This window comes from Streptacidiphilus melanogenes (assembly GCF_000787835.1).
Lineage (GTDB): Bacteria > Actinomycetota > Actinomycetes > Streptomycetales > Streptomycetaceae > Streptacidiphilus > Streptacidiphilus melanogenes.
Genome location: NZ_BBPP01000002.1, coordinates 387798 through 412319, shown reverse-complemented (window position 1 = coordinate 412319; position 24522 = coordinate 387798). Strand labels below are relative to the sequence as shown.

The window sequence follows — 24522 nt, the reverse complement described above, 5'->3', positions numbered from 1 at the left end:
GCGTCGACCACAACGCGACCCGCCGCGCCCCGCCGAGGCTCGCCGCGGTGGCGAGCGCGGCGGCGCGCAACCGCGCGTAGTCGAGCTCGCGCGCGCCGAAGCCCACCGCGGGCGCGGGGCCGCCGGCGGCGATCGCGGGGAAGAGGGGACCGGTGCTCACGTGCGTTCCTCCTGGGACCGAGGGCAGTGGCACCACGCTAGCCCGCCGGGCCCGGGGCCGGGGCCGGTCCCTTCAGCGCGCCTGCGGCGCCTTGCCCAGGACCCGGTCCAGGTACGGGTTGGCGAACAGGCCCGTCGGGTCGAGCTTGTCGCGGAGGGCGACGAAGGCGTCGAAGTGCTCGTAGCGCGGGCGCAGGGCGGTCGCGTCGAGGTCGTGCATCTTGCCCCAGTGGGGGCGGCCGCCGTAGGAGGAGAGGATGTCCTGGCAGGCCCGGAAGTACCGCTCGTGCGGCATGCGGTGGTACTGGTGGAAGGCGATGTAGCAGTTCTCCCGGCCCTGCGCGGTGGAGAGCCAGATGTCGTCCGCGGCCACGAAGCGGATCTCCAGCGGGAAGGACACCCGCTCGTCGTTGCGGTCGATCCAACTCTTGATCTCCCGCAGCGCGTCCGCCGCGTGCTCGCGCGGGATCGCGAACTCGCCCTCCAGGAAGCGGACCGGGCGGGACGAGGCGAAGATCTTGTAGGAGAGGTCGGTCCACTCCCGCGCCGACATCGCCTTCGCCGCGAAACGGGCGATCGGGCGGACGGTGGCGGGGAAGCGGGTCCCGATCCGGCAGAGCGCCTCGAAGCCGGGCCCGTTGAGGGCGTCGTCCAGGCGTGCGCTCAGCGCGCCGACGGGGGTGAGCGGCGTGGTGGCCGGCAGTCGGGTGAACCTGCGGGTCAGCGAGACCTCGCTGTGCGGGAACCAGAAGAACTCGAAGTGGTCGTGTCCGTCCGCGAGTTCCTGCATGTCCCGCAGCACCTCGGCGACGGGCTGCTGGGTGTCCTGCGCGCGCATCGCGAACAGCGGAACGCACTGCAGCGTCACCTTGGTGATGACGCCGAGGGCGCCGAGGCCGACCCGTGCGGCGGCGAACAGCTCCGGCTGCTCAGTGGCCGAACACCGCGTCACCGAGCCGTCGGCCAGGACGAGTTCGAGGGCGCGTACCTGCGTCGCGATGCCGCCGAAGCGGGTGCTGGAGCCGTGCGTGCCGGTGGAGATCGCGCCGGAGATCGTCTGCCGGTCGATGTCGCCGAGGATCTCCATGGCCAGGCCGTGCTCGGCGAGCAGCGGGTTGAGCTGCCACAGCGGCATGCCCGCGCCGACGGTGACCAGCCCGGACTCCGCGTCGACGGAGAGCGGCTGGTTCATCCGGTCCAGCTGGAGCTGGACGCCGGGCGCGACGGCGGTAGGGCTGAACGAGTGCCCGGAGCCGACCGCCTTGACCCGGTGCCCGTCACGGACCGCGGCCGCGACCTCCGCGGCCACCTCGTCCGCGTCGGCCGGCCGCGCGACCCGCACCGGGTGTGCCTGCTCGTTCCCTGCCCAGTTGCGCCACGCGTTCGTCATGACACGGAAGGGTGAACTTGTTCAGTTGTCCAAGTCAAGGGTCCAGGAGCCTTGACTTGGACAACTGAACAAGTCACGCTGCCGGACACAACGCGGGTTCGTACCAGCCCCGGCAGGTCCAGCGAGAGGCCCTTCGATGACGACCGAGACGCCCAGGAAGACCACGTCGCCCGCCACCTTCGACCAGCTCCAGCGGGCCACCGCGGCGCTGCGGCCCCCGTTCGCCGTCATCGACCTCGGCGCGCTGCGCGCCAACTCCGAGCGGATGGTGGCCCGCGCGGGGGGCAAGCCGATCCGGCTGGCCAGCAAGTCGCTGCGCTGCCGCCCGCTGATCGAGGACGTGCTGCGCACCCCCGGCTACCGCGGCATCCTGGCGTTCACCCTGCCCGAGGCCCTCTGGCTGGCGCGCACCACGGACGAGTCGCTGGGCGACATCCTCGTCGGCTACCCGTGCGCCGACGCTGACTCGCTGCGCGAGCTCGCCGCCGACGAGCGCGCCGCCGCGCGGATCGCGGTCATGGCCGACTCCGTGGAACACCTGGACCTGATCACCGGCGCCGCCGAGGCTGCGGCGGCGAACGGGCCGCGGGTGCGCGTCTGCCTCGACCTCGACGCCTCGCTGCGGCTGCTCGGCGGCCGCATCCACCTCGGCATGCGCCGCTCGCCCCTGCACGACCCCGCCGCCGCAGGCGCGCTGGCCTGCGCGGTCGTGGCCAGGCCGCGCCTGCGGTTGGTCGGCGTGATGTCCTACGAGGGCCAGATCGCCGGGCTCGCGGACAACCAGCCCGGCTCGCCGCTGATGCGCGCCGGGGTGCGGCTGATGCAGCGCCTGTCCGCGCAGGAGCTGCGCATCCGCCGCGCGGCCGCGGTGCGGGCCGTCCAGGACGTCGCACCGCTGGAGTTCGTCAACGGCGGCGGCACCGGCAGCCTCGAGGCCACCTCGTCCGAGGAGGCCGTCACCGAACTCGGCGCCGGCTCCGGCCTGTACGCGCCGCGCCTGTTCGACCACTACCGGGCCTTCACCCCGCACGCCTCCGCGTACTTCGCCCTGACCGTCACCCGCCGTCCCGCCCCCCGGCACGTCACCGTCCTCGGCGGCGGCTGGATCGCCTCCGGCCCGGCGGGCGCGGACCGGCTGCCGACCCCCGTCTTCCCGCCCGGCCTGCGCCTCGTCGGCACGGAGGGCGCGGGTGAGGTGCAGACGCCCCTCGTCGGCGACGCGGCGGACGGCCTGCGCCTCGGCGACCGGGTCTGGTTCCGCCACGCCAAGGCGGGCGAGCTGTGCGAGCGGGTGGACCGCCTCCACCTCGTCGAAGGCGACCGCATCGTGGGCGAGGCCCCCACCTACCGGGGCGAGGGCCACGCCTTCTTGTAGCGTGCCCCGCACGAACGCCTGCGTTCCCTCTGTCGTTCTCTGCACCAGGAGTCACTCATGTCCCGCCGATCGGCCGAGGAGCGTCGCGAGGAGCTGATCGAGGCGGCGATCAAGGTGATGATCCGCGAGGGCGTCGCGAAGGCGACGACCCGCGCGATCGTCGCCGAGGCGGGCCTGCCGCTCGGGGCGTTCCACTACTGCTTCCGCTCCAAGGAGGAGCTGCTGCAGAGCGTCGTCGAACGCATCATGCAGGGCGCGCTCGCGCCCGCCGTCGCGGCGGGCGTCGAGGGCGCGTCTGTCGCAGAGGTCGTCCGGGACACGCTCCACGCCTACTGGGACCGCATCCGCGCGACGCCCGAGGAGCACCTGCTGACGTACGAGCTGACCCAGTACGCCCTGCGCCAGCCCGGCCTCGCGGAGGTGGCCCGCCACCAGTACGGCCGCTACCTCGAGGTCAACCGCGAGTCCCTCGCCACGATGGCCCGCCTGGCGGGCTTCGAGTGGTCGGTCCCCCTCCCCACCCTCACCCGCTACGGCCTCGCGGTCCTGGACGGCCTCACCCTCAACTGGCTCATCGACCGCGACGACGAGGCCGCGAGCGCGGCACTGGACGAGTACGCCCAGTACCTGATCTCCGTGGCGCTGGCGCCCCGGTAGGGGCGTGGGGCTGTGTCGATCCGCGGCTGGCGTCCGCGCGGCGGAGCCGCATGTCCGCAGGGCCCCGCGCCCCTGGGGTAGGTGCGACGATCCGTCAGCGCTTCAGGCGCAGGTCGTGGACGCGGAGCTGGAGGGCGGCCAGGTCCAGCAGAGGGGTCTCGACGCCCAGGTCCCGCGCGCGTGCGGTGAGGTCGCCGAGGATGTGGTCCCCCTCCGTCGGCAGCCCCGCTGCCGTGTCGCGGTAGAGGGAGGCGGTGTCCGTCGAGTCCGCGCGGGTGAGGCTTGCCGCGATGCGGTCGCGTTGGGCGTTCGGAAGGGGGTGGCCGGCGGCCGCGGCGACCGCCGCCGCCTCGGCGAGGAGCGCGGGGCCCAGCCACGCGCCGCCCGCGGTGACGATCTCGCCGACGGAGCCGCGCATCAGCGTGGTCAGAGCGCCGAGCGTGCTGATGAAGACCCACTTGTGCCACATCACGCCGCGGATGTCGGGGGAGACGGTGACCGCGAACCCGGCGTCGGACAGCTCCTTGCCGATGCGCTCGACGCGCGCACTCGTCCCACCCGCGGGCTCGCCGATCGCCATGTCCGCGATGACGCTCTCGCTGAGGCGGTCCAGCACCCGGACGTCGCCGAAGATGCGGACCATGCCGCCCAGCACCGCGTCCGCGCCGAACCGGTGCTCGATCACGTCGAGGTGGGCCATGCCGTTGAGGAAGGGGACGATCACGGTGCCGGGGCCGACCGCCGGCGCGACGTCCTCCAGGGCCGGGGCCAGCGCGCCCGCCTTCACCGAGAGCAGCACCACGTCGTAGGGGCCGTCGATCCCGCCCGGCTGCACGAGCTGCGGGCGGAGCTCCTGCTCGGGGCCGCGCAGGCCCGCGCCGACGATCCGCAGGCCGCGTTCGCGCAGCGCCGCCGCGCGGCGGGGGCGCACCAGAAAGGCGACGTCCCGCCCGGCGAGGGCCAGCCGCCCGCCGAAGAAACCCCCGGTGGCCCCTGCCCCGACGACGAGGATCCGCATGGTGTCCGCCCTCCCACTGCCCGCGATCTTGTGACGTCCCCAGGCGACAACAGGGGGACCGCCGCGGGTATTTCCGCGCTCAGGCGGACGGCTGCCAGGGCGGCGTCTGGTTCCAGGACCATCGCGGCATCGGCGCGGCGTCGATCGGCGGCGGGTTCTCGCCGGAGTAGATCAGGGCCATCCGGCTGCCCCACTCGATGTAGTAGGTGAAGACGGCGCGGAACTCCGGGTCCGTCGGCAGGCCGACCTCGTCCGCGGAGTCCATCAGCAACGCCACCCAGCGTCGCCGCTGCTCCTCGGTGATGTGACGGCCCAGGTGCCGGCCGGCCATGTGCGGGTGGCCGCCACGCTGCTCGGAGTAACCCCTCGGGTCGTCCTGGCCGCCGAAGACCTCGGCCAGCCAGAGGGCGACGTGCTGAGGGTGCTCGGCGTCCATCCCGGCGAAGAGGGGCGCCAGCAGCGGGTCGCTGAGGACGTGCTTGCCGTAGAACGTGGCGGTGAGGCGCTGCAAGGCCTCCAGTCCGCCGGCCCATTCGAGGATCGAAGGGGTCGCCGGCCTGTCTGCTTTCTCGTGGTGCTCGCTCACGAGAGTTCTCCTCTTGCGGGGGCTCCTTTGTAATCATGATTACGTCGTTGCAGGAGCCCGCGCAAGCGGTTCGGGCACTTCGGCCGAACGCGGCCGTCAGTTCAGCGACGGGCTGGCGCCGCGCCAGGCGTCGAGGCCGGCCTGGGAGGCGACCCGGGCCTGGTTGAAGGTGCGCTGGGCCATCTCGGTCGGCGCGGTCTCCCAGCTCTGGACCCAGCGGCGTCCGGCCATGGCGAGCGAGAAGCCGACCATCGCGGCGCCGGCCGCGACGACCAGCGCGCCGAAGCCGGTCATGGCGGCACCGGCTGCGAGCAACTGGGTGTTGGGGCGGAAGCCCGGGTTGGTGCTGCTGTTCGTCATCTGCATCGTGCTCATGGGACCACGATGCGCGCACCCGCCCCGTCCCGCATGTCGGGTACGGCGTCAGTGGGACGCGGCCTCGTCGGCCGTCTCCCCGGCGCCCTCTGCGCCGGTCGCGCCCACCGGAAGGGGCTCCGCACCGGAGGCGACCACGGTGGTGGTCTCCACCCTGCGGCTGGTCTGCGCGACGAACGCGCCGACCAGCACCAGTCCGCCGCCCAGCAGCTGCGGAGTCGACAGGTGCTCGCCGAGCAGGAACCAGGAGAGCACCGTCGCCACGACCGCCTCCAGGAAGGCGATCACGGAGGCGACCGGCGCGGAGAGCCGGCTGACGGAGGCGACCCCGGTCAGGTAGGCGACGACGGTCGAGACCAGCACCATCCACAGCGCGAGCACCACCGCGGGGACGTGCCGCGAACCCATCACGGCCTCGCCGCCCAGCACGTGCCACGGCAGCGTCCACGGCTGGGCCAGTGGGGTCACCAGCAGCGCGCCGATCAGCAGGCCGAAGCCGCTGAGCGCGATCGGGTCGATCCGCTCGGCGGGGTGCTCCACGGCGGAACGCCCGGCCTTCTCCGAGATGACGAAGTAGCCGACCTGCGAGCAGGCCGCGCCGAGCCCGAACAGGACCCCGATCGGGTCCAGTCCGCCGAGGCCGGTCCACACCTCGACGACGAGCGCGAGCCCGAGCGTCGCGGTCAGCGCGCCCAGGGCGGCCGCCCGGGTGATCGGCCGCCGCTGCACGAAGCGCACGTACGCGAGCAGCAGGGAGGGGCCGAGGTACTCCAGCAGCATGGCGATCGCGACCGGCACGCGGGAGATGGCGAAGAAGTAGGAGACCTGCACGAGCGTCACACCGAGCAGCCCGAACCCCAGCAGCAGCCACGGCTGGCGGCGCAGCAGGCCGCGGTGCCGGATGGTGACGGGCAGCAGCACGAGGGCGGAGCCGGCCATGCGCACCCACACCACCTGCAACGGGCTGAGCCCCGCCTCGATCAGCGGTTTCGCGGCGACTCCGGAACCACCGAAGGCGAACGCGCTGACCAGCGCGAGGGGCAGCCCGAGGCTGGAGCGGGAGGAGCGGGTGTGCATGCCCGCATTGTGGCAGGGGGCCGGACCATTTGACAGCGGCGTCTCACGCTGACGCTACTGACTCGCCGGTAGCCGTCTCAGTGCTCCGGCCCCAGGCGCCGGGCCAGGGCCTCAAGGTGACCGCGCCTCTAGGTGACCGCGCCCCGCTCCGCGAAGCGCGACTGCTCCCACTCGCCGCTGGACAGGACCTGACGGATCGCGTCCGCCGCGTCCCAGACGTCCGCGTGCGAGACGTACAGCGGGGTGAAGCCGAAGCGCATGATGTCCGGCTCACGGAAGTCGCCGATGACGCCGCGGGCGATCAGGGCCTGGACCACCGCGTAGGCGGACGGGTGGCGCAGCGAGATCTGGCTGCCGCGCTCGTCCGCTGCCCGCGGCGTGACCGACTCCAGGCCGAGCGCGTCCGTCAGGCGCAGGAAGAAGGAGGTGAGGCTCAGGCTCTTGGCCCGGACCCGGGCGAGGTCCACGTCCGCCCAGACGTCGAGGGCCGCGTCCAGGCCCGCGAAGCTCAGCAGCGGCGGGGTGCCGGTCAGGAAGCGGCCGATGCCGTCCGCGGGACGGTAGTCGGGGGACATCGCGAACGGCTCCGCGTGGCCGAACCAACCGCTGAGCGGCTGCCGCGCCGTGGCGTGGTGACGCCGCGCCGCGTAGAGGAACGCGGGCGCGCCGGGGCCCCCGTTGAGGTACTTGTAGCCGCAGCCGACGGCGAAGTCAGCGCCGCAGGCGTCCAGTTCGACCGGGAGTGCGCCGACGGAGTGGCACAGGTCCCAGATCATCAGCGCGCCCGCGGCGTGCACCTGCTCGGTGACCGCGGCCATGTCCTGGAGTCGCCCGGTGCGGTAGTCGACGTGGGAGAGGAGCACCACGGCGGTGTCCTCGTCGAGCAGCTCCGTGAGGGACGGCGCGTCGCGTCCGATCAGCAGACGCCGCGCGGGGGCGAGGCCCTCGGTCATGTAGAGGTCCGTCGGGAAGCTGCCCACCTCGCTGACGACGGTCGACCGGCCGGGGTTCAGCCGCAGCGCCGCGCTGAGCACCTTAAACAGGTTGACCGACGTCGAGTCGCAGACGACGACCTGGTCCGGTGCGGCGCCGACCAGCGGGGCGAGGCGGTTGCCGAGGCCGCGTGGGAGGTCGTACCAGCCGGCCTCGTTCCAGCTGCGGATCAGGCCCCGGCCCCACTCCTCCTCGATCATGCGGCGCACCCGCTCCGGCGTGTGCGCCGGGAGTGCGCCCAGCGAGTTGCCGTCGAGGTAGAGGACGTCCTTCGGGAGCGTGAAGCGGTCCCGGAACCCGCCGAGCGGGTCGGCGGCGTCGAGTTCCAGCGCGTCCTTCCGCGTCGGCGCGCTCACAGGGCCGGTCACAGCGCGTCCCGCACGGCCCAGAGGTCCGGGAAGACGTCCTGCTCGGCCGCGTGCCGCAGCCAGCTCAGGCCGCTGGACCCGCCGGTGCCGGGCTTCGCGCCCATGCAGCGCTTGACCGCCGACAGGTGGCGCTGGCGCCATCGGGTGACCCGCTCGGCGACGTCCATCAGCAGCTCGGCGAGGGCGCACACGTCGACCTGCTTGGGGTCGGCGTACGCGGCCAGCCACGCGGCGACGGGGGAGGAGACGTCCAGGCCGCGCCGCTCCACGTAGGCGAGCGCGTCGTCGTACAGGCTCGGGGATTCCAGCGTGCGGCGCAGGTCGGCGTGGACGTCCGGGTGGCCGGCGTACAGGCGCAGCAGCCGCTCGTGCTTGTTGCCGATCATGAACTCGAGGTGCAGGAACGTGTAGGACTGGAACCCGCTGGCCTCCCCGAGCACCGGCCGGAAGGAGTTGAACTCCACCGGGGTCATCGTTGCCAGCAGCTCCCAGGAGTTGACCAGCACGTCCTGCGCGCCCAGGCCGCGACGCAGCGCGGACATCGCCGTCGGCAGGTCGTCGACGCGCAGTGCCTCCTGCGCGCGGGTCCACTCGTGCCGGATCAGGCCGAAGAGCAGCTCCATCACCTGCGTGGCGACGATGAAGGTGGTCTCGGCCGGCTCCTCGCTGAGCGGGTGGAGCAGCGCGTGCAGGGTGTCGATCCCCGCGTAGGCGGCGTAGGGCGTCGTCGCGGCGGCGAAGTCGACCTTGGGTGTGGTCGGTTCGCCGAGCGTGGTTGCGGGCGTCGCAGGCATGGGTGGGTCCTCCAGGCGCGGTGGGCACTTTCATTCTGCTGCCGGTGGCCGTCTCGTTGAATGGGCGACGGGCTGCCCCGGCGGCAAACGGCTTAGCCTGGAGAAGGTGATGAGCCGATTGGCTTAGTGATCGGAAAGTGTGAGGTGAGGGGCGTGCTGGACGCGGTCGACCGGCGCCTGCTGGCGGAGCTGCAGGAGGACGCCCGGCTGTCCTTCAACGAGCTGTCGCGGCGGGTGAACCTGTCCTCCCCGGCGGTCGCCGAGCGGGTCCGCCGCCTGGAGGCGTCCGGCGTGCTGACCGGCTACCACGCAGAGGTCGACCTCGGCCGGGCCGGCCGGGTGGTCTCCGCGTTGGTGCAGGTCCAGTGCTACGGCCCGCGCTGCGTCCTGCGGGACCCGTCGGTCGCGAAGTGGCCGGAGGTGCTTCAGCTGCACCGGGTCACCGGCGGCGCCTGTTGCGTGCTGATGGTGGCGGTCGCCACCATGGCGGAGTTCGAGGAGCTGATCGACCGGCTCGCCGAGTACGGCCAGCCGTCGAGCACAATGATCCTCTCGACCCCGCTGCGCTGGCGGCCGGTCGAGCCGGTGTGAGGTCTCCAGAGGGGGAGTGGGCGGGATGCCGGACGAGGACGCACTGCGGGCGCTGCGGCTGGAGGCCGACCGCACGCACGCGTACGGGAGCCACCCGGAGCAGGTGGTCGACTTCCTGCTGCCGCAGGGCGGCGGGCGCGGCGGCGAGGGCAAGACGCTGGTGGTCCTCTTCCACGGCGGCTTCTGGCGCCCCCGCTGGGACCGCCACCACACCGCGCCGCTGGCCGAGGCGCTGGCGGCCGAGGGCTACCTGGTCGCCGTCCCCGAGTACCGCCGCACGCCCGGCTGGCCGGAGATCTTCGACGACGTCGCGGTCTGCACCGAGGCCCTCGCGATGATGGCCCTCGCGGAGGGCGTGCGCCCGGCGCGCACGGTCTATGTGGGCCACTCGGCGGGCGGGCACCTGGCCCTGTGGGCGGCGGCCCGCCGCCGTCTCCCGGCCGGCTCGCCCTGGCGCTCCGAGGGACGGCCCGACGCGGTCGTCTCCCTCGCCGGCTGCGCGTCGCTGCGCCTCACCGACGAGTGGAACCTGGGAGGCGGCGCGGCCCGCGCCATGATGGGCGGCGGCGTCGACGCGCTGCCCTCCCGCTACGCGGACTGCGACCCGGCGGCGCTGCTCCCGCTGGGCGTCCCGGTCACCCTCGTCCACGGCGCGGAGGACGACGACGTCCCGCCGACCATGTCCCGCGCGTACGCCCACGCCGCGCGCGAGGCGGGTGACGAGGTCCACCTGGTGGAGTTGGCGGGCGTCGAGCACTTCGGCGTCATCGATCCGGGCTCCGTGGCCTGGCCGCACCTGCTGGCGGCCCTGGAGGTCTGAGGCCGCGGGGGCGCCGTACCGGTCGCAACGGACGCGCGGCGCCGAACACGTGAGCTGGGGCTACCCCGTCCGTGGGCATGCCATTCCCGCTCGTTCGGGGAATACCACCCCCGTGCGCCACCCCCCACCCTGGAAGCGTCGATCCGCACCCAGGGGAGGACCCCAGACATGTCCGTCGACGCTGGTATTGACGCCACGTCAGACAACGCCGCAGAGCAGGGCGCGCAGTCCGCGCTCAACACCGCCGCGGCAAAGAACCTCGCCACCACTACCAAGACACCCCCGCAGATGCAGGGCATCACCTCCCGGTGGCTGCTCAGGATGCTGCCGTGGGTGGAGGTCTCCGGCGGCACCTACCGGGTGAACCGCCGGCTGAGCTACGCCACCGGGCGCGGGCGGCTGAGCTTCGCGCAGACGGGGGCACAGACGCGGATCGTGCCGCCGACCCTCGTCGAACTGCCGCTGCTGCGCGGCTTCGAGGACGCGGCGCTGCTCGGCGAGCTGGCCTCGCGCTTCGGGCAGCGGGACTTCGAGCAGGGCGAGGTCCTGGCCGAGTACGGCGAGGTCGTCGACCACGTGATGGTGATCGCGCACGGCAAGGTCAACAAGGTCGGCACCGGCAAGTTCGGCGACAGCCAGGCGGTGCTCGGGGTGCTCGCCAACGGCGACCACTTCGGCGACGAGGCCCTGGTGCGCGACGACGCGCTGTGGGAGTACACGGTGAAGGCGGCGACGTCCGGCACGCTGCTGACGCTGCCCCGCCAGGCCTTCGCGGACCTCCTCGGGCGCTCGCCCGAACTGCGCTCCCAGGTCGAGGCGTTCACCGCAGCCGGGGCCGCCGCGCAGGACTCGCACGGGCAGGCGGCCATCGAGCTCGCGGCCGGCCACGACGGCGAGCCGGAACTGCCCGGCACCTTCGTGGACTACGAACTCGCGCCGCGCGAGTACGACCTGAGCGTCGCCCAGACCGTGCTGCAGGTGCACACGCGCGTGGCCGACCTCTACAACAAGCCGATGAACCAGATCGAGCAGCAGCTCAAGCTGACCATCGAGGCCCTGCGCGAACGCCAGGAGCACGAGATGATCAACAACCGCGAGTTCGGTCTGCTGCACAACGCCGACCACGACCAGCGCCTGCAGACCCACGGCGGCCCGCCCACCCCGGACGACATGGACGAACTGCTCGCCCGGCGCCGCGGCAACAAGTTCTTCCTGGCGCACCCGCGGGCCATCGCCGCCTTCGGGCGCGAGTGCAACAAGCGGGGGCTCTACCCGGAGTCGGTCGACGTGGCCGGCGACCGGATCCCGTCCTGGCGCGGCGTGCCGATCTTCCCGTGCAACAAGATCCCCATCAACGGCGGCCACACCAGCTCGATCCTGGTCATGCGGACCGGGGAGGACGAGCAGGGGGTCGTCGGTCTGCACCAGACGGGACTGCCGGACGAGTACGAGCCCAGCCTCTCGGTCCGGTTCATGGGCATCAACGAGCGGGCCGTCATCCAGTACCTGGTGAGCGCCTACTACTCGTGCGCGGTGCTCGTCCCCGACGCGCTCGGGGTGCTGGAGAACGTCGAGGTCGCCCGGCCGCGCGGCTGAGCGGCAGGCGGAGGGGAGGGGACCCGAGGGAGGCATGTGAGCTGGACCGACACGTTCATCCTGGTCGGCACGCTGGTGGTGTGCGGCATCGCGCTCTGGCTGCTGCAGCACTTCGTTCCGCACCGGATGCGGGAGTCGCACAACGACGTGGCGGGGTTCATCTTCGCGGCGGTCGGCGTGCTCTACGCGGTGCTGCTGGCCTTCGTGGTCGTCGCGGTCTGGCAGAACGTGGACTCGGCGCGGCAGACCACGTTCAAGGAGGCCGACGCGCTGGCCGGGGTGTACTGGATCTCCCGTGAGCTGCCGCTCCCGGTGGGGTCGCAGGTCGAACACGACACGCTCGAGTACGCCAAGACCGTCCAGGACACCGAGTGGCCGCTGCTGGCCGAGCACCGGAGCAGTCCGCAGGCCACGCAGCTGGTCTACGACATGCGCGCGAAGATCTTCGGTTTCACCCCGGCCGACGCGCGGCAGCAGGTGCTCTACGAGCACGCCGTGTCCCACGTCGAGGACCTGGCCTCCGAACGGAGGGCCCGGCTGACCGAGGTCGACGACTCGGTGCCGACCATCATGTGGGTCGCGCTGATCGCCGGGGGACTGCTGACCGTCGCGTTCACCTATCTCTTCGGGCTGTCCAACACGCTGGCCCACGGCCTGATGGTGCTGACGCTCACCGCGTTGGTCGTGGTCTCGCTGCTCCTGATCAAGGAGATGGACTTCCCGTTCACCGGCGTCACGAGGGTCGAGCCGACGGCCTTCGAAGTGTTTCTGAGCCGGCTGCCACCGCCGCGTTGACACGCGTCGCAAGCCGGCCGAGCCACGTCGAAAGGAGGAGGGAAAGAGGACAGCTGCTGTCCTAGTTCGGATCTACTGTGGGGACCACGGAAGTTCGAGAGCCAGCCAGCCCGAGAGAACCGAGGTGGTCCCCATGCCGACCGTCGTCAACGCCGAGTCCGACGAGCGCGACGCCCTGCTGAACTTCATCGAGGCGCAGCGCGCCGCCGTCCGACGCGCCGTCGGCGGTCTCACACGTGAGCAGCTGACGGCCCGGCCGACCTTCAGCGAGCTCACCCTGGGCGGCCTGGTCAAGCACCTGGCCGAGGTCGAGAGCAACTGGACCAGGGTGATCCTGGCCGGCCGCGAGCCACTGGTGGAGCGCGACATGAGCACCTGGGGCGACTCCTTCCGGCTGCTCGACGGCGAGGAGCTCGCCGACACGCTGAAGTTCTGGGACGAGGTCGCCGCCGAGACCGCCGAGATCGTCGGGGCGCTGCCGGGCCTCGACGTCACCGTCCCGCTGCCGGACAAGCCCTGGAACCCGAAGGGCGCGCGCCGCTCCGCCCGCTGGATCCTGCTGCACCTGATCGAGGAGATCGGCCGCCACGCCGGCCACGCCGACTTCCTGCGCGAGGCCACCGACGGCGCCACCGCGTTCTCGCTGCTCAGCCCGGAGCAGCTGCGCCCGAACGACTGAGTGTCCGTCATGCGGATCTGGGGCCCCCGGCTTTTCGGCCGGGGGCTTTCCGTGTGCCCTGTAACGTCCCGCGCGGCCCGTCGCGTCGAAGGGGTGCAAGGGAACGACGGGGACCGACGGACCGGACGGCGGGGGCGTGCATGAGGGCGGCGGACGAGCAGGACTATCTGGACTTCGCCACCGCGCGGGCGGGGGCGCTCTACCGGTCGGCGAGCCTGCTCACCTCCGGGGACGCGTACCTGGCCGAGGACCTGGTCCAGGAGACGCTCGGGCGGATGTACGCGCACTGGCGTCGCGTGTCCGCCGCGGACAACCCCGCGGCGTACGCGCACACCGTGCTCGTGCGCGTCTTCCTCAGCCACCGGCGCCGGCGCAGCTCGGCGGAGCAGCCCTCAGGGGCGCTGCCGGAAGGGGTGGCGGCCGAGGGGGACGCCACCCTGCGCCTGATGCTGCTCGACGCGCTGGCCCGGCTCGGCCCGCGCGACCGGGCGGTGCTGGTGCTGCGCTACTGGGAGGACCGCAGCGTCGAGGAGACGGCCCGCACGCTGCGGACCTCCGCGGGCGCGGTGCGGACGCAGAGTTCACGCGCCCTCGGCCGCCTCCGCGCCGTCCTCGGCGACTCCCTGCCGGACCTCGCGCGTTCATGACGACAACTCAGAAATGGTGGCAGCCATGTCTTTCGAAGACAGGTTCGCGCAGTCGCTGCGCGACACGGGGGAGGACCTCACCCCCAACGACCTGACCCGACTCGTCAACGGCGGTGTCACCGACGGCCGCAGGCGCCGTCGCCGCCGCAACGCCGCCGTCGCCGGCGGCTCCGCGGCCCTCGCCCTGGTCGCGGTCGGCGCGGCGGTGGCGCCGTCGATGCTCGGCGCCTCGAGGACCGCCCACACGGTCGCGAACCCGGCGGCCGGCCCGTCGATGTCGCTGACCGCCGCCGCACGGCCGGTGAGCGACGCGGCGCGGGCCCGGCAGATGGTCAGCACGCTGGAGGGCCTGCTGCCCAAGGGCGGCAGGATCACCGACGCCGTCGGGCGCTGGAGCCTCAAGGTTCCAGGCGGCGACGCCGCGTTCGTCGCTCCCCTGGCGTCGGTCGTCTACGACGACGGCAAGGGCGCCTCGTCGATCGAGGTCGGACTGGACCGCTACCCCAAGGGCGAGGCGCCGGTGCCCACCTGCGGGAGCCCGGCGGACGTCCCCAACGACGTGTGCCATGTCTACCGGCTGCCCGGCGGCGCGCGGCTGCTGATCGACCAGGGCTACGAGTACCCCTCGCGCGGGAGCGGCACCAAGGACTGGCACGCCGTGCTGGACCTGCCGGACGGCACCCACGTCGAGATGGACGAGTGGAACGCCCCGGCCGAGAAGGGCGCAGGCGTCACTCGCGCCACGCCACCGCTCTCCGCCGACCAGCTCAGGGCGGTCGTCACCAGCAAGGCCTGGCAGCCGCTGCTGGCCGCCGTCCCGACGCCGAAGCCACGGAAGTAGCCCGGTACCTCGCCGCGCGGAGCCGCCGTTCGCCGGTGTGGACCGGACCGGGCTCGGCTAGCCTGGGCGGATGCCGCTGAGCATCCGTCCGTACCGCCCGGCGGACCGGGAGGACCTGTACGGGATCTGCGTCCGCACCGGGGACAACGGTGCGGACGCGAGCTCGTTGTACCCGGATCCGCGCATCCTGCCGGACATCTTCGTCGGTCCCTACCTCGCGCAGGAGCCCGAGCTGGCGTACGTCGTGGCCGACGACGCGGGCCGCGCGCTCGGCTACGTCCTCGGGACCGCCGACACCCGGCGGTTCGTCGCCCGATACCTCGACGAGTGGCTCCCGGCCGTCGCCGACCGCTACCCCGACGACGGGGACGGCCGCGGCCACGAGCTGCGCCACCCCGAGGCGATGCTCGCCCCGGGCGTCGACGCCTACCCCGCCCACCTGCACATCGACCTGCTCCCGGAGGCCCAGGGGCAGGGCTTCGGGCGAGAGTTGATCCGGGTCTTCCTCGCCGCGCTGCGCGAGCGCGGCGTCCAGCGGGTGCATCTCGGCATGGGCGCGGCCAACCACAGCGCGCGCGTGTTCTACGACCGCCTCGGCTTCGAGGAGTTGGCCCGCCCCACGCCGAGCCTCGTGGTCCTCGGCCGCAGTACGGCTGAGGACGGCCTCACGGCACCCGCGGGAAGCGGGACCTCAGCTCCCAGAACGTGAGGTTGTGGTCCAGCTCGTCGTGCAGGTCGACCAGGTCGGCGAGCAGGTCCTGGAGGAAGTCCCGTGCCTCGCGGCGCAGTTCGCCGTGGTCGACGACCAGCGGGCGCTCGTCGCGGATCCAGTCCGCGCGCAGCTCGACCCAGTCGCCGCGCCGGGAGAACCGCAGCCGGTCCGTGGACTCGGTGAAGTCCAGCTCGGCGCGGGGCGCCCGCAGCCCCGGCAGCACCTTGTCGAGCTCCTCGACGATGTCGCAGAGCGCCCAGGCGAAGTCCAGCACCGGCACCCACCCCCACCGCGTGGACAGGTCCCGGCCGCCCTCGCCCTCGACGAACACGTCCCCGCAGAACAGGTCGTGCCGGAGCACCCGCGCGGGCGCGGTCGCGTAGTCCGTCTGCGGCGGGTCGGGGAAACGGGGGGACAGGGAGTAGCCGAGCTCGATCACCACTCGATTAAACCGCTCGCGCGCCCGCGGCGGACGGCGGGATCATGTGACCCATGTCCGTGAACCCTGTGGCCGTCAGCGTCCGGGGCGTCGTCGTACCCGACGCCGAGCTGCAGTGGCGCTTCTCCCGGTCCTCCGGACCGGGGGGCCAGCATGTCAACACCAGCGACAGCCAGGTCGAGCTCCGCTATCCGCTCGCCGCGAGCGCCGCGCTGCCCCCGGTGTGGCGCGAGCGCGCTCTGGAGCGGCTGGCAGGCCGCCTCGTCGACGGCGTCGTCGTGGTCCGCGCCTCCGAGCACCGCTCCCAGTGGCGCAACCGGGAGACGGCGGCGGTCCGCATGTCAGCGCTGCTGACGGAGGCCGTCGCCCCGCCGCCGCGCGCCCGCCGTGCGACGAAGCCCAGCCGCGGGATGGTGGAACGCCGCCTCGAGAACAAGCGCCGCACCGCCGAACGCAAGCGCTCGCGCGGCTCCGTGCGCGACTACTGAGGTTCGGCACTCGCCTCACCTGGCAGCACCCCAGGGGGCGCGAGGCTGTACCGATCTGCGGCTCCTCCCCCAGCCTTCGGCCGGGAGGTGCCCCGGCGCGGGCGCGACAAGCCACCCTGGGCGTTGAGGTCCCGAGCGAGCAGGGCCATCCGCCTGGGTTGGCTTTCTCGCGCCCGCGCGGAGGAGCCGCAGATCGGTACAGCCTCGCGCCCCTGGGGCAGGTGCAACCGGGCGTGAGTGCGCTGCTAGCCCAAGTGCCGGTACTGGCCGCGGAAGTACAGGAGGGGTCCGCCCGTCGGTGCGCCGACGTGGGCTTCGAGGACGTGGCCGAGGACGAGAATGTGGTCCCCGGCGGGTATGCGGTCCACCGTGCGGCATTCGACCGTGGCCAGCGCGCCGGTGACCAGCGGGGCGCCGCTCGCCGGGCCGCGGGTGTGGGGGACCTCGGCGAAGAGCAGGCGGTCGCTGACGCGGCCCTTCATCGCGAAGCGCGCAGCGGTCGTGCGCTGGTCGGCGGAGAGGATCGACACCGCCCAGCGGTCGACGCGGGAGAGGGTCTCCTCCATGCGGGAGTCCTCGCGGACGGAGACCAGCACCATGGGCGGTTCGAGGGAGACGGAGAGGAACGCCGTCGCGGTCATGCCGACGTCCTCGCCGCGCGGGCCCTCCTCGGGGTCGTGGGCGGTCACCAGGACGACGCCGGAGGCGAGCTGGCCCAGGGCAGCCCGGAACTCCTCCGGGGATGCCTCAGGGCCGTCCAGCGCGTTCGCGGGGACGGAGGTGGTGGCGGTGGCTGCGGCGTCGTACACGTAGGGCACGCTATCTGCGCTCGCCCCCGGCTCGCATCGGACCTTGGGCTTAGGACGGGCGTCTGATTGCTCACGTTGCGGATGGACAGCGGAGCGAACTCCGGTTCGATCAAGGATTACACACGTCAGGCGTGTGAGTTGAGTCACAAGTGGCATCGATTTGCTGACCCAGAGTGTCTATTGATGTGCACCCTGTGATTCAGTTTGTCTGGCAGTCCGACCATCTGCGCCCAGTAGCTTCCAGTACCTTCGCAGCACCCCGCAGTACCGTCGGACACAGCCGTCGAGGGAGGGAGGCAAGGCGATGGAAACCGAGCCGGAGCCCTACGTCCGTCTCGCGACCCTGCGTACCCTCCACCGTGTCATCGCCGACCTGAACGCCGCCCGCAGCCTCGCCGGGACGCTGCAGGCCGTGGTCGAGGGGGCGGTGACGGGCCTCGGCTTCAACAGCGCCGTGGTCAACATGGTCCGGCCGGACGGGGATCTGGTCGTCGCCGCCGTGTGGGAGCTCGGCGTCGAGGGTGAGGCCGACGAGGGCATCAACAGCCTCCTCGGGCAGATCGGCTCGCGTGAGTCCTGGAACCGCCTGCTCAACGCGGGGGACAGCTGGGGGAGCCTGGTCTTCGTGCCGCACGACCGCGGCTGGGCCCGGCCCGTGGACATACCGATCTGGGGCGGCGGGCAGGCCTTCGTTCCGGCGGGCGCCTGGCACCCGGACGACATGCTGCTCGCCCCGATGTACAGCTTCGGAGGCGAGCTCCTGGGCGTGCTCTCCGTGGACCGGCCGCGCAACGGGCGGCGGCCGGGGCCGTGGACCCGCGAGGCGCTGGAGATGTTCGCGCAGCAGGCCGGCATCGCCATCGGCAACGCGCGGCTGCGCGCCGAGATGCAGCGCGCGCTGGTCCGGCTGGAGCGCGAGCAGCAGGCGCTCGGCGCCAGCGAGGAGAGCTACCGCCAGGCCTTCGAGTTCGCGCCCACCGGCATGGCCATCACGGAACTGCACGGGGAGTCCCGTGGGCGGCTGACCCGCGTGAACGACGCGCTGTGCCGGCTGCTCGGCCGTTCGAGATCCTCGTTGCACCGGCAGTCGTTCGCCGATCTGGTCCACCCGGAGGACGCGGGCCAACTGCGCGGCATCGCCACCGAGAACGGCCGGGCCGAGGTCCGGCTCGCCCGCCGCGACGGCGGCTGGCTCTGGGTCAACCTGCGCAACTCGGTGATCTCCGACGCCGTCGAGGGCGCGGTCTACCTGCTGACCCACGTCGAGGACATCGAGGACCGCAAGCGCCACGAGCTCCAGCTGGCACACCGGGCCAGCCATGACGCGCTGACCGGCCTGCCCAACGCCGCCGAGCTCAAGGCCAGGCTGCGGATGCGACTGTGCGACCACCCGGGCTCGCTCCCGGCCGTCGCCCAGCGCCCCGGCGGCCTCGGCGCCTTCGGCGGTTTCGACCCCTACGAGGCCCCCGGCTACGACCCGTACGAGGCGCCCGGCGCGGCGGTCGAGCAGAGCTGGCCCGACGGGCACGGCGGCTTCGCCGACCACGGCGGGCTGGGATCGGGCGGGCTGGCCGAGGCGCTGGGCGGCGGCCAGACGGCCGACCAGGGCCGTGGCCACGCCTACGGCCACCCGGCCGTCTCCGACGCCGGCTACGACCACGTCCACGCCGTTCCGCCGGAGGACGGAGTCGGCGGGCCGCAGGGCGGGCGGGCCCTGGCGGTGCTCTTCTGCGACCTCAACGGCTTCAAGGGCATCAACGACCGCCACGGCCACGCGGCCGGCGACGCGACGCTGATCGAGGTCGCCCAGCGCCTTCAGAACGCGGTGCGCGAGGGCGACACGGTGGCCCGCATGGGCGGCGACGAGTTCGTCGTCCTGGCCGACGGCGTCGACCGCGCCCGCGCCAAGGATCTCTCCGACCGGCTCCGCACGGCGATAGCCCCGCCGATCCGCTGGGAGAACCGCACCCTGCGGGTCGGCGTGAGCATCGGCATCGGCTGGGCCGGTTGCGGCATGAGCATCGACGAGGTACTCCACACCGCCGACGAGCTCATGTACGTCGAGAAGCGCGCCCGCGCGAACGGGGGGCGCTCCCACCGCCGCGCGGGTTGATTCCCGGCCGGACGTGCCCGGCGGCCTGCGCCGTCCCAACTGTGGCCGGTAGCCTGCACACGGTAGTGGAACCGCGCCCTCCTCCGCTCCGTCCTTACCGTCGTGTCACCCGGTCGGGGTAGTCTGCGGTGGATACGCGTGCCTGCGGTGCGGTACTCCGGGCGCGGAAGCCGACCATGCACGTATATCCACGGATCACGACTCGGGGGTAGAGGACTCGATGACAGCCGAGAACAACGGCGTGCCCGAGGACGACGACCCGTTCGCGTACCTCTACCGGGCCGAGAACGGCGAGGAGGGCGCAGCCGCGCCCACGCAGCCGATGCCGGGCGTTCCGCGCACCTCGTACCAGCAGGCCACCCAGGTGGGCCGGGTCCAGTACGGGCAGCAGGCCGGTTACGGCGGCCAGCAGAGCTCCTACGGCCAGCAGCAGGGCGGGTACGGGCAGCAGCAGGGCTACGGGCAGCAGCAGTCCGGTTACTCCGGCGTTCCGCAGCAGGCCCAGCCGCCGGTCGGCGGCGGTCGTGCGGCGTCGCGCGGGGGCGGCTCCGGCGGCAGCTCGCGCGGCGTGATGATCGGCGCGGTGGCGGTCGTGGCCGCGATCGCGATCGGCATCGGCATGGCGCTGTTCAACAGCAACGACGGCAAGGCCAACGCGGGCTCCGGCAGCAGCACCTCCGCGACCGCGGCGCCCACCGGCAGCTCCTCCGCCTCGGCCTCGGCCGCGACCACGCTCCCCGGCATCACCGACGCCGCGACGATGAAGCTCCAGGGCACCACCGCGGTCACCACCCCGGCGGGGGCCAAGTCCGCGGGCGGCCAGTCGGTGCCGATCACCAACGGGCAGCAGAGCATCACCTGGACCGTCAGCATCCCCACCGCGGGTCAGTACTACGTGCACATCCGCTACAACAACCCGGGCGGCAACTCCAGCGATCTGCTGCTGGTCAACGGCCAGAAGAGCCGCCAGACGGACTTCCAGAACTACACCCCGGGCAGCAAGGATCCGTCCCAGGCCTGGTTCCACACCTACAACCAGCCGAACCTCCCGGCCGGTCAGGTCACCATCCAGATCCAGGGCGTCGACGGTCAGCCGCCGGTCAACATCGACCAGATGACCATCACCACCTCGAGTACCAACCCCTGGGGCTGACTCAGGTCACGGTAGACGTCACGGCCCGCGCTCCGCTCCGGAGCGCGGGCCGTTCGGTTTCGCGAGGAGGAGGCGGGTCGTCAGTTGGCCACCGGCACGCGGTCCTTGAGCTGGTCCGCGCCGACCGCCCAGCGGCCGCCGCGCATCACGGCGACCACGTCGAGCTGCGCGTCCAGGACCACCAGGTCCGCCCGCTTGCCGACCTCCAGCGAGCCGAGCCGGTCGACAAGGCCCAGCTGCTGCGCGGGGTTGTGCGAGAGCATCCGGCTGACGGTCTCCAGCGGCAGGCCGTTGACCGTCACCGCGCGCTTGAAGGCGACGTCCAGCGTCAGCGTGGAACCGGCGATCGAGCCGCCCGCGGCGAGGCGGGCGACGCCGTCGCGGACCTTCACCGCCAGCGGGCCCAGCATGTAGTCGCCGTCGCCGAAGCCGGCCGCGTCCATCGCGTCGGTCACCAGCGCGACGCGCTCCGCGCCCGCGCCGCGGAAGGCGAGGTCGACCACGGCCGGGTGCAGGTGCACGCCGTCGCCGATCAGCTCGACGGTGACCCGCTCGTCCTCCAGCAGCGCCGCCACCGGGCCGGGGGCCCGGTGCGCCAGGCCCGGCATCGCGTTGAAGAGATGCGTGGCCACGGTCGCGCCCGCGTCGATGCCGGCCATCGTCTTGTCGTAGGACGCGTCGGTGTGGCCGATGGCGGCGATGACGCCGCGCTCGGTGAGCAGTCGGATCGACTCGATGCCGCCCTCCAGCTCGGGCGCGAGGGTGACCATCTTCGCCGCGCCGCGTGCGGCGTCGATCAGTTTGCGGACCATCGCCGGGTCCGGGTCGCGCAGCAGGTCCGGCTTGTGGGCGCCGCAGCGGTTGTTGCTGATGAACGGGCCCTCGAAGTGGATGCCCGCGAGCACCCCGTCCTCGACCAACTCGCTGAGCAAGGAAGCCTGTCGGCACAGTTCGTCGATCTCGCCGGTGACGGTGGAGGCGACCGTCGTGGTGGTGCCGTGCGCGAGGTGCGTCTCGGCGGCCCTGATGACCTGCTCGGCCGTGCCGGAGTGGTAGGACTCCCCGCCGCCGCCGTGGACGTGCATGTCCACGAACCCGGGGACCACGGTGTATCCGGTGAGGTCAAGGGCGGGTGCCGCGCCGTCCGGAGGGCTGACCGGCGCCGCGATCTCGGTGATCAGGCCGTTCTCCACGGCGATCTTGCCGTTCTCGACGACGCCGGTGGGCAGGACGAGCCTGGCCCCGGCCAGCACAGTGCGATCCGCGTTGCTCACGCGGTCACCTCCAGTGAGAGCAGGTCCCAGGCGAGGAGTCCCGCGCCCAGGCATGCGGCGGTGTCTTTGAGCATCGCCGGTACGAGTGCGGGTGGCACCTGGAACGACAGACGTTCGGTCACCGCCGCACGCAGGGGTGCGAAGAGGGTGTCGCCGGCCTCGGCCAGACCGCCGCCGATGATCACGGTGCCGGTGTCCAGCAGCGTGTGTGCCATGACCAGGCCGTCGGCGAGCGCGGCGACGGCCTCGGTCCAGACCGCGACCGCGCGCGGGTCGTCCGCGGCCACGGCGAGGGCGCAGTCGGCGGCGGTGGCGTCGGGCTCGCCGGAGGCGGCGGCCCAGGCCCGGCCGACTGCGGACGCGGAGGCGATGGTCTCCAGGCAGCCGTGCGATCCGCAGCCGCAGGCGGGCCCGCCGGGGCGGACCATGATGTGGCCGATCTCGCCGCCGTTGCCGTGGAAGCCGGACTCGATCCGGCCGTCGACGCCGATGCCGCCCGCGATGCCGGTGCCGAGCGCGACGAACAGGAAGCGGGAGATCCCGCGTCCGGCGCCCAGCTTGCCCTCGGCCAGCGCCCCGGTGCGCACGTCGTGCCCCAGCGCGACCGGGACGCCGAGGCGCTCGCCGAGCAGCTTGCGCATGGGCAGGTCGCGCCAGCCGAGGTTGGCGGAGAAGAGGGCGACGCCCTCGGCCTCGTCGATGGTGCCGGGCACCACGACGCCGGCCGCGAGCGCGGTCTCCCCGAAACGCCGGCGGCCCTCGTCGCGCAGTTCCGCGGCGAAGTCCATGATCCCGGCGACCACGGCGGAGGGACCGTGCTCGCGCCCGGTGGGGCGGCGGTCCTCGTACAGGAGCGTGCCGTCGGGGGCGACCAGCGCGGCCTTCATGCCGGTCCCGCCGACATCGAGAGCGATGACGTGCTTCACGACGCAGCAGTCTCCCTCGTTAGGGCGGCAGAGGTCTAGTCCAGTTTGCAGATTGGTCTGGTCCATGGCCAGACCTGGTACCGCTGACGGCGCACTATGTCACAGAGTACCCGATTTGCGACCCACGATTACGGAGAGTGTTCGAAGTCGATCGACGCTCTGACCTGCGCGCATGCAGTGGACTGGACCTAGGTGGTCTAGACCAAGTAGAAGCGCAGGTGATGGCTGTTTCGTTTAGGCAAGAGGGTTCGGGAAAGCAATTCGAAGAAGTTGCCCCCCGGTCACTGAGGGAAACCTGACGTGACGTCAATGCATGACGATCGGCGAAGTTTGGAGTTTGGTGTCCGTTTTGTCGTTGCACAGGATGCAACGACGACCAGCTTTTCGGTAAATGGTGTAGACCTCTTGAGCGGAGGCTGGCCAGACTGACCGTCACACCGGGACGGCAGGTCCTCTCGGCCGGCCGGCGGTGCCCCCACCTCCGCCGACCGCCTCCTCCGTCCTCCACACTTTGCGAAGGCGGTAGGTTTTCTTGAAGCGTCGTGTGCTCGCCCTCACAGCCATCGGTGTCGCCGGAGTCATGTCGCTGACGGCGTGCGGCAGCAGCAGCTCGTCCTCGTCCGGGTCCTCCGGCGGCAACGTCACCATCAAGCTGCTGGCCGCCGACTACGGCACCGCCGGCACCTCGAACAGCACCCAGGCCTACTGGCAGGGTCTCGCGGCCACCTTCCACAAGACCCACCCGAACATCACCGTGCAGGTGCAGACCATCGCCTGGACCAACTGGGCCCAGGTCGCGACGATGATCCAGGACAAGCAGTACCCGGACATCCTCGAGGGCGACGCGCCGCAGCAGTTCGCCGCCGACGGCCTGCTGTACAAGCTGACCGACATCATGTCGGCCAGCACCGTCAGCAACCTGATCCCGGTCTTCGCCAAGCAGGAGGACGGCACCGACGGCGTCGCCTACGGCGCCCCGTTCACCACCAGCGCCCGCGGCCTGTTCTACAACAAGAAGCTGTTCGCGGCCGCCAAGATCGCCAACCCGCCGCAGACCTGGGCCGACATCCAGAACGACGCCGCGAAGATCAAGGCGCTGGGCGGCGGCGACATCGGCTACGGCCTCCCGCTCGGCCCCGAGGAGGCCCAGGGCGAGTCCTACCTGTGGATGCTCGGCAACGGCGGCGGCTACGTCGACTCCACCGGCAAGTACGCGATCAACCAGGCCGCCAACGTGCAGACCTTCCAGTTCCTGAACACCCTGGTCAAGTCCGGCGCCACCGAGCCCGGCCCGGCGAGCACCAACCGCCAGCAGATGTGGGACGCCTTCGCGGCCGGCCAGGTCGGCATGGTCGGCGGCTCCGGCGCGCTGATCCCGGACATCGTCAAGAACGGCAAGCTGACCACGTCCGACTACGGCGTGGTCCCGATGCCGGGCAAGAACGCCCCGCTCACCCAGACCCTGGGCGTCCACGACGACGTCGTCGGCTTCAAGCAGGGCGGCCACGCGGACCAGATCAAGCAGTTCCTGGACTTCGTCTACTCCGACCAGAACCAGATCGCGTTCGACCAGGAGTACGACCTGCTGCCCGCCACCACCTCGGCCTCCGCGGCGCTCTCCGCCAAGGACCCGGTCGCGGCCGGCTTCCTGAAGAACGTGCCGAACTCCGTGGTGTACCCGTCGAACACCAACTGGAACACGGTGCTGGCCAAGCTCAAGCAGACCCTGGGCACGGCCGCGTCCGACAACGCGTCCTCGGTCCTGAACAGCCTGCAGACCTTCGCCACCAGCAACCAGTAATCCGCAATCCGCACTGCCGGCGGCCGGCCGGCGGCGCCTCCCCCCC

The 24522-nt window shown here is 72.2% G+C and carries 25 protein-coding genes; 14 read left to right on the top strand and 11 right to left on the bottom strand.

Annotation, left to right across the window (positions count from 1 at the left end):
• Positions 1 to 232: 232 nt before the first annotated feature.
• On the bottom strand, positions 233 to 1549 hold the full coding sequence (locus TR49_RS03755; RefSeq protein ID WP_042376970.1) for a D-arabinono-1,4-lactone oxidase: 1317 nt from the start codon (positions 1547 to 1549) through the stop codon (positions 233 to 235).
• A gap of 136 nt (positions 1550 to 1685) precedes the next feature.
• Here TR49_RS03755 and TR49_RS03750 point away from each other — a divergent pair, with 136 nt between their 5' ends.
• Entirely contained in the window at positions 1686 to 2924 is a 1239-nt protein-coding gene (locus tag TR49_RS03750; protein WP_042376968.1) for an amino acid deaminase/aldolase, read from the top strand.
• A 57-nt stretch (positions 2925 to 2981) separates the two neighbouring features.
• Positions 2982 to 3581 carry a TetR/AcrR family transcriptional regulator gene (locus tag TR49_RS03745; protein WP_042376967.1) on the top strand — a complete coding sequence of 200 codons (600 nt, stop codon included), beginning with the start codon at positions 2982 to 2984 and terminating at the stop codon, positions 3579 to 3581.
• Between the two features lie 94 nt (positions 3582 to 3675).
• Here the strand turns inward: TR49_RS03745 and TR49_RS03740 are convergent, their stop codons facing one another.
• The 6 genes from TR49_RS03740 to TR49_RS03715 form a co-directional block, all read right to left on the bottom strand.
• Positions 3676 to 4599 (bottom strand): 2-dehydropantoate 2-reductase, encoded by a 924-nt coding sequence (locus TR49_RS03740; protein ID WP_042376965.1) that lies wholly within the window; start codon positions 4597 to 4599, stop codon positions 3676 to 3678.
• Positions 4600 to 4678: 79 nt separating this feature from the next.
• Positions 4679 to 5185: a group II truncated hemoglobin gene (locus TR49_RS03735; protein WP_042376963.1), complete on the bottom strand. Its 507-nt coding sequence runs from the start codon at positions 5183 to 5185 to the stop codon at positions 4679 to 4681.
• 96 nt (positions 5186 to 5281) lie between these two features.
• Positions 5282 to 5560, bottom strand: coding sequence for a hypothetical protein (locus tag TR49_RS03730; protein ID WP_052433972.1), 279 nt, complete (start codon positions 5558 to 5560; stop codon positions 5282 to 5284).
• Between the two features lie 48 nt (positions 5561 to 5608).
• A complete protein-coding gene (locus TR49_RS03725) occupies positions 5609 to 6637 on the bottom strand; it encodes an EamA family transporter (RefSeq protein ID WP_042376961.1) in 1029 nt (342 codons plus the stop codon).
• 128 nt (positions 6638 to 6765) lie between these two features.
• On the bottom strand, positions 6766 to 7998 hold the full coding sequence (gene kynU / locus TR49_RS03720; protein ID WP_201776145.1) for a kynureninase: 1233 nt from the start codon (positions 7996 to 7998) through the stop codon (positions 6766 to 6768).
• On the bottom strand, positions 7995 to 8792 hold the full coding sequence (locus TR49_RS03715; protein ID WP_042376960.1) for a tryptophan 2,3-dioxygenase: 798 nt from the start codon (positions 8790 to 8792) through the stop codon (positions 7995 to 7997). The genes kynU and TR49_RS03715 overlap by 4 nt, the downstream gene beginning before the upstream one ends.
• Positions 8793 to 8945: 153 nt before the next feature.
• Here TR49_RS03715 and TR49_RS03710 point away from each other — a divergent pair, with 153 nt between their 5' ends.
• The 8 genes from TR49_RS03710 to TR49_RS03675 all read left to right on the top strand — a co-directional run bounded on the left by TR49_RS03710 (position 8946) and on the right by TR49_RS03675 (position 15470).
• A complete protein-coding gene (locus TR49_RS03710) occupies positions 8946 to 9383 on the top strand; it encodes an Lrp/AsnC family transcriptional regulator (RefSeq protein WP_084724513.1) in 438 nt (145 codons plus the stop codon).
• A 25-nt stretch (positions 9384 to 9408) separates the two neighbouring features.
• Positions 9409 to 10203: an alpha/beta hydrolase gene (locus tag TR49_RS03705; RefSeq protein ID WP_042376959.1), complete on the top strand. Its 795-nt coding sequence runs from the start codon at positions 9409 to 9411 to the stop codon at positions 10201 to 10203.
• Positions 10204 to 10371: 168 nt separating this feature from the next.
• A complete protein-coding gene (locus tag TR49_RS03700) occupies positions 10372 to 11799 on the top strand; it encodes a family 2B encapsulin nanocompartment shell protein (protein WP_042376958.1) in 1428 nt (475 codons plus the stop codon).
• A gap of 36 nt (positions 11800 to 11835) precedes the next feature.
• Positions 11836 to 12594, top strand: coding sequence for a bestrophin-like domain (locus TR49_RS03695; RefSeq protein WP_042376957.1), 759 nt, complete (start codon positions 11836 to 11838; stop codon positions 12592 to 12594).
• A 133-nt stretch (positions 12595 to 12727) separates the two neighbouring features.
• The gene (locus TR49_RS03690) at positions 12728 to 13273 is read left to right on the top strand and encodes a DinB family protein (protein ID WP_042376956.1); all 546 of its coding nucleotides are present in this window, start codon (positions 12728 to 12730) and stop codon (positions 13271 to 13273) included.
• Positions 13274 to 13413: 140 nt separating this feature from the next.
• Complete coding sequence (locus tag TR49_RS03685) at positions 13414 to 13920, top strand: SigE family RNA polymerase sigma factor (RefSeq protein WP_042376955.1); 507 nt, start codon at positions 13414 to 13416, stop codon at positions 13918 to 13920.
• 25 nt (positions 13921 to 13945) lie between these two features.
• Positions 13946 to 14761 (top strand): hypothetical protein, encoded by an 816-nt coding sequence (locus TR49_RS03680; protein WP_152627036.1) that lies wholly within the window; start codon positions 13946 to 13948, stop codon positions 14759 to 14761.
• A gap of 70 nt (positions 14762 to 14831) precedes the next feature.
• Entirely contained in the window at positions 14832 to 15470 is a 639-nt protein-coding gene (locus TR49_RS03675) for a GNAT family N-acetyltransferase (RefSeq protein ID WP_042376953.1), read from the top strand.
• On the opposite strand, the gene TR49_RS03670 is transcribed toward TR49_RS03675, so the two are convergent.
• Complete coding sequence (locus TR49_RS03670) at positions 15427 to 15912, bottom strand: hypothetical protein (protein WP_042376951.1); 486 nt, start codon at positions 15910 to 15912, stop codon at positions 15427 to 15429. The two genes, TR49_RS03675 and TR49_RS03670, sit on opposite strands and share 44 nt — an antisense overlap.
• Positions 15913 to 15965: 53 nt before the next feature.
• Here TR49_RS03670 and arfB point away from each other — a divergent pair, with 53 nt between their 5' ends.
• Positions 15966 to 16400 (top strand): alternative ribosome rescue aminoacyl-tRNA hydrolase ArfB, encoded by a 435-nt coding sequence (gene arfB / locus TR49_RS03665; RefSeq protein ID WP_042376949.1) that lies wholly within the window; start codon positions 15966 to 15968, stop codon positions 16398 to 16400.
• 245 nt (positions 16401 to 16645) lie between these two features.
• On the opposite strand, the gene TR49_RS03660 is transcribed toward arfB, so the two are convergent.
• The gene (locus TR49_RS03660) at positions 16646 to 17218 is read right to left on the bottom strand and encodes a flavin reductase family protein (RefSeq protein WP_439654073.1); all 573 of its coding nucleotides are present in this window, start codon (positions 17216 to 17218) and stop codon (positions 16646 to 16648) included.
• Between the two features lie 295 nt (positions 17219 to 17513).
• Here TR49_RS03660 and TR49_RS03655 point away from each other — a divergent pair, with 295 nt between their 5' ends.
• Both TR49_RS03655 and TR49_RS43485 read left to right on the top strand, forming a co-directional pair.
• Complete coding sequence (locus TR49_RS03655; protein WP_042376948.1) at positions 17514 to 19322, top strand: sensor domain-containing diguanylate cyclase; 1809 nt, start codon at positions 17514 to 17516, stop codon at positions 19320 to 19322.
• A gap of 220 nt (positions 19323 to 19542) precedes the next feature.
• Positions 19543 to 20475: a carbohydrate-binding protein gene (locus TR49_RS43485; RefSeq protein ID WP_042376946.1), complete on the top strand. Its 933-nt coding sequence runs from the start codon at positions 19543 to 19545 to the stop codon at positions 20473 to 20475.
• 80 nt (positions 20476 to 20555) lie between these two features.
• Here TR49_RS43485 and nagA read toward each other — a convergent pair whose 3' ends face one another.
• Positions 20556 to 21749: an N-acetylglucosamine-6-phosphate deacetylase gene (nagA, locus tag TR49_RS03645; protein ID WP_042376944.1), complete on the bottom strand. Its 1194-nt coding sequence runs from the start codon at positions 21747 to 21749 to the stop codon at positions 20556 to 20558.
• Complete coding sequence (locus TR49_RS03640; protein WP_042376942.1) at positions 21746 to 22675, bottom strand: ROK family protein; 930 nt, start codon at positions 22673 to 22675, stop codon at positions 21746 to 21748. Before TR49_RS03640 ends, nagA begins: the two co-directional genes overlap by 4 nt.
• Before the next feature lie 532 nt (positions 22676 to 23207).
• Here TR49_RS03640 and TR49_RS03635 point away from each other — a divergent pair.
• A complete protein-coding gene (locus TR49_RS03635) occupies positions 23208 to 24476 on the top strand; it encodes an extracellular solute-binding protein (RefSeq protein WP_052433968.1) in 1269 nt (422 codons plus the stop codon).
• The last annotated feature ends 46 nt before the right edge of the window (positions 24477 to 24522 follow it).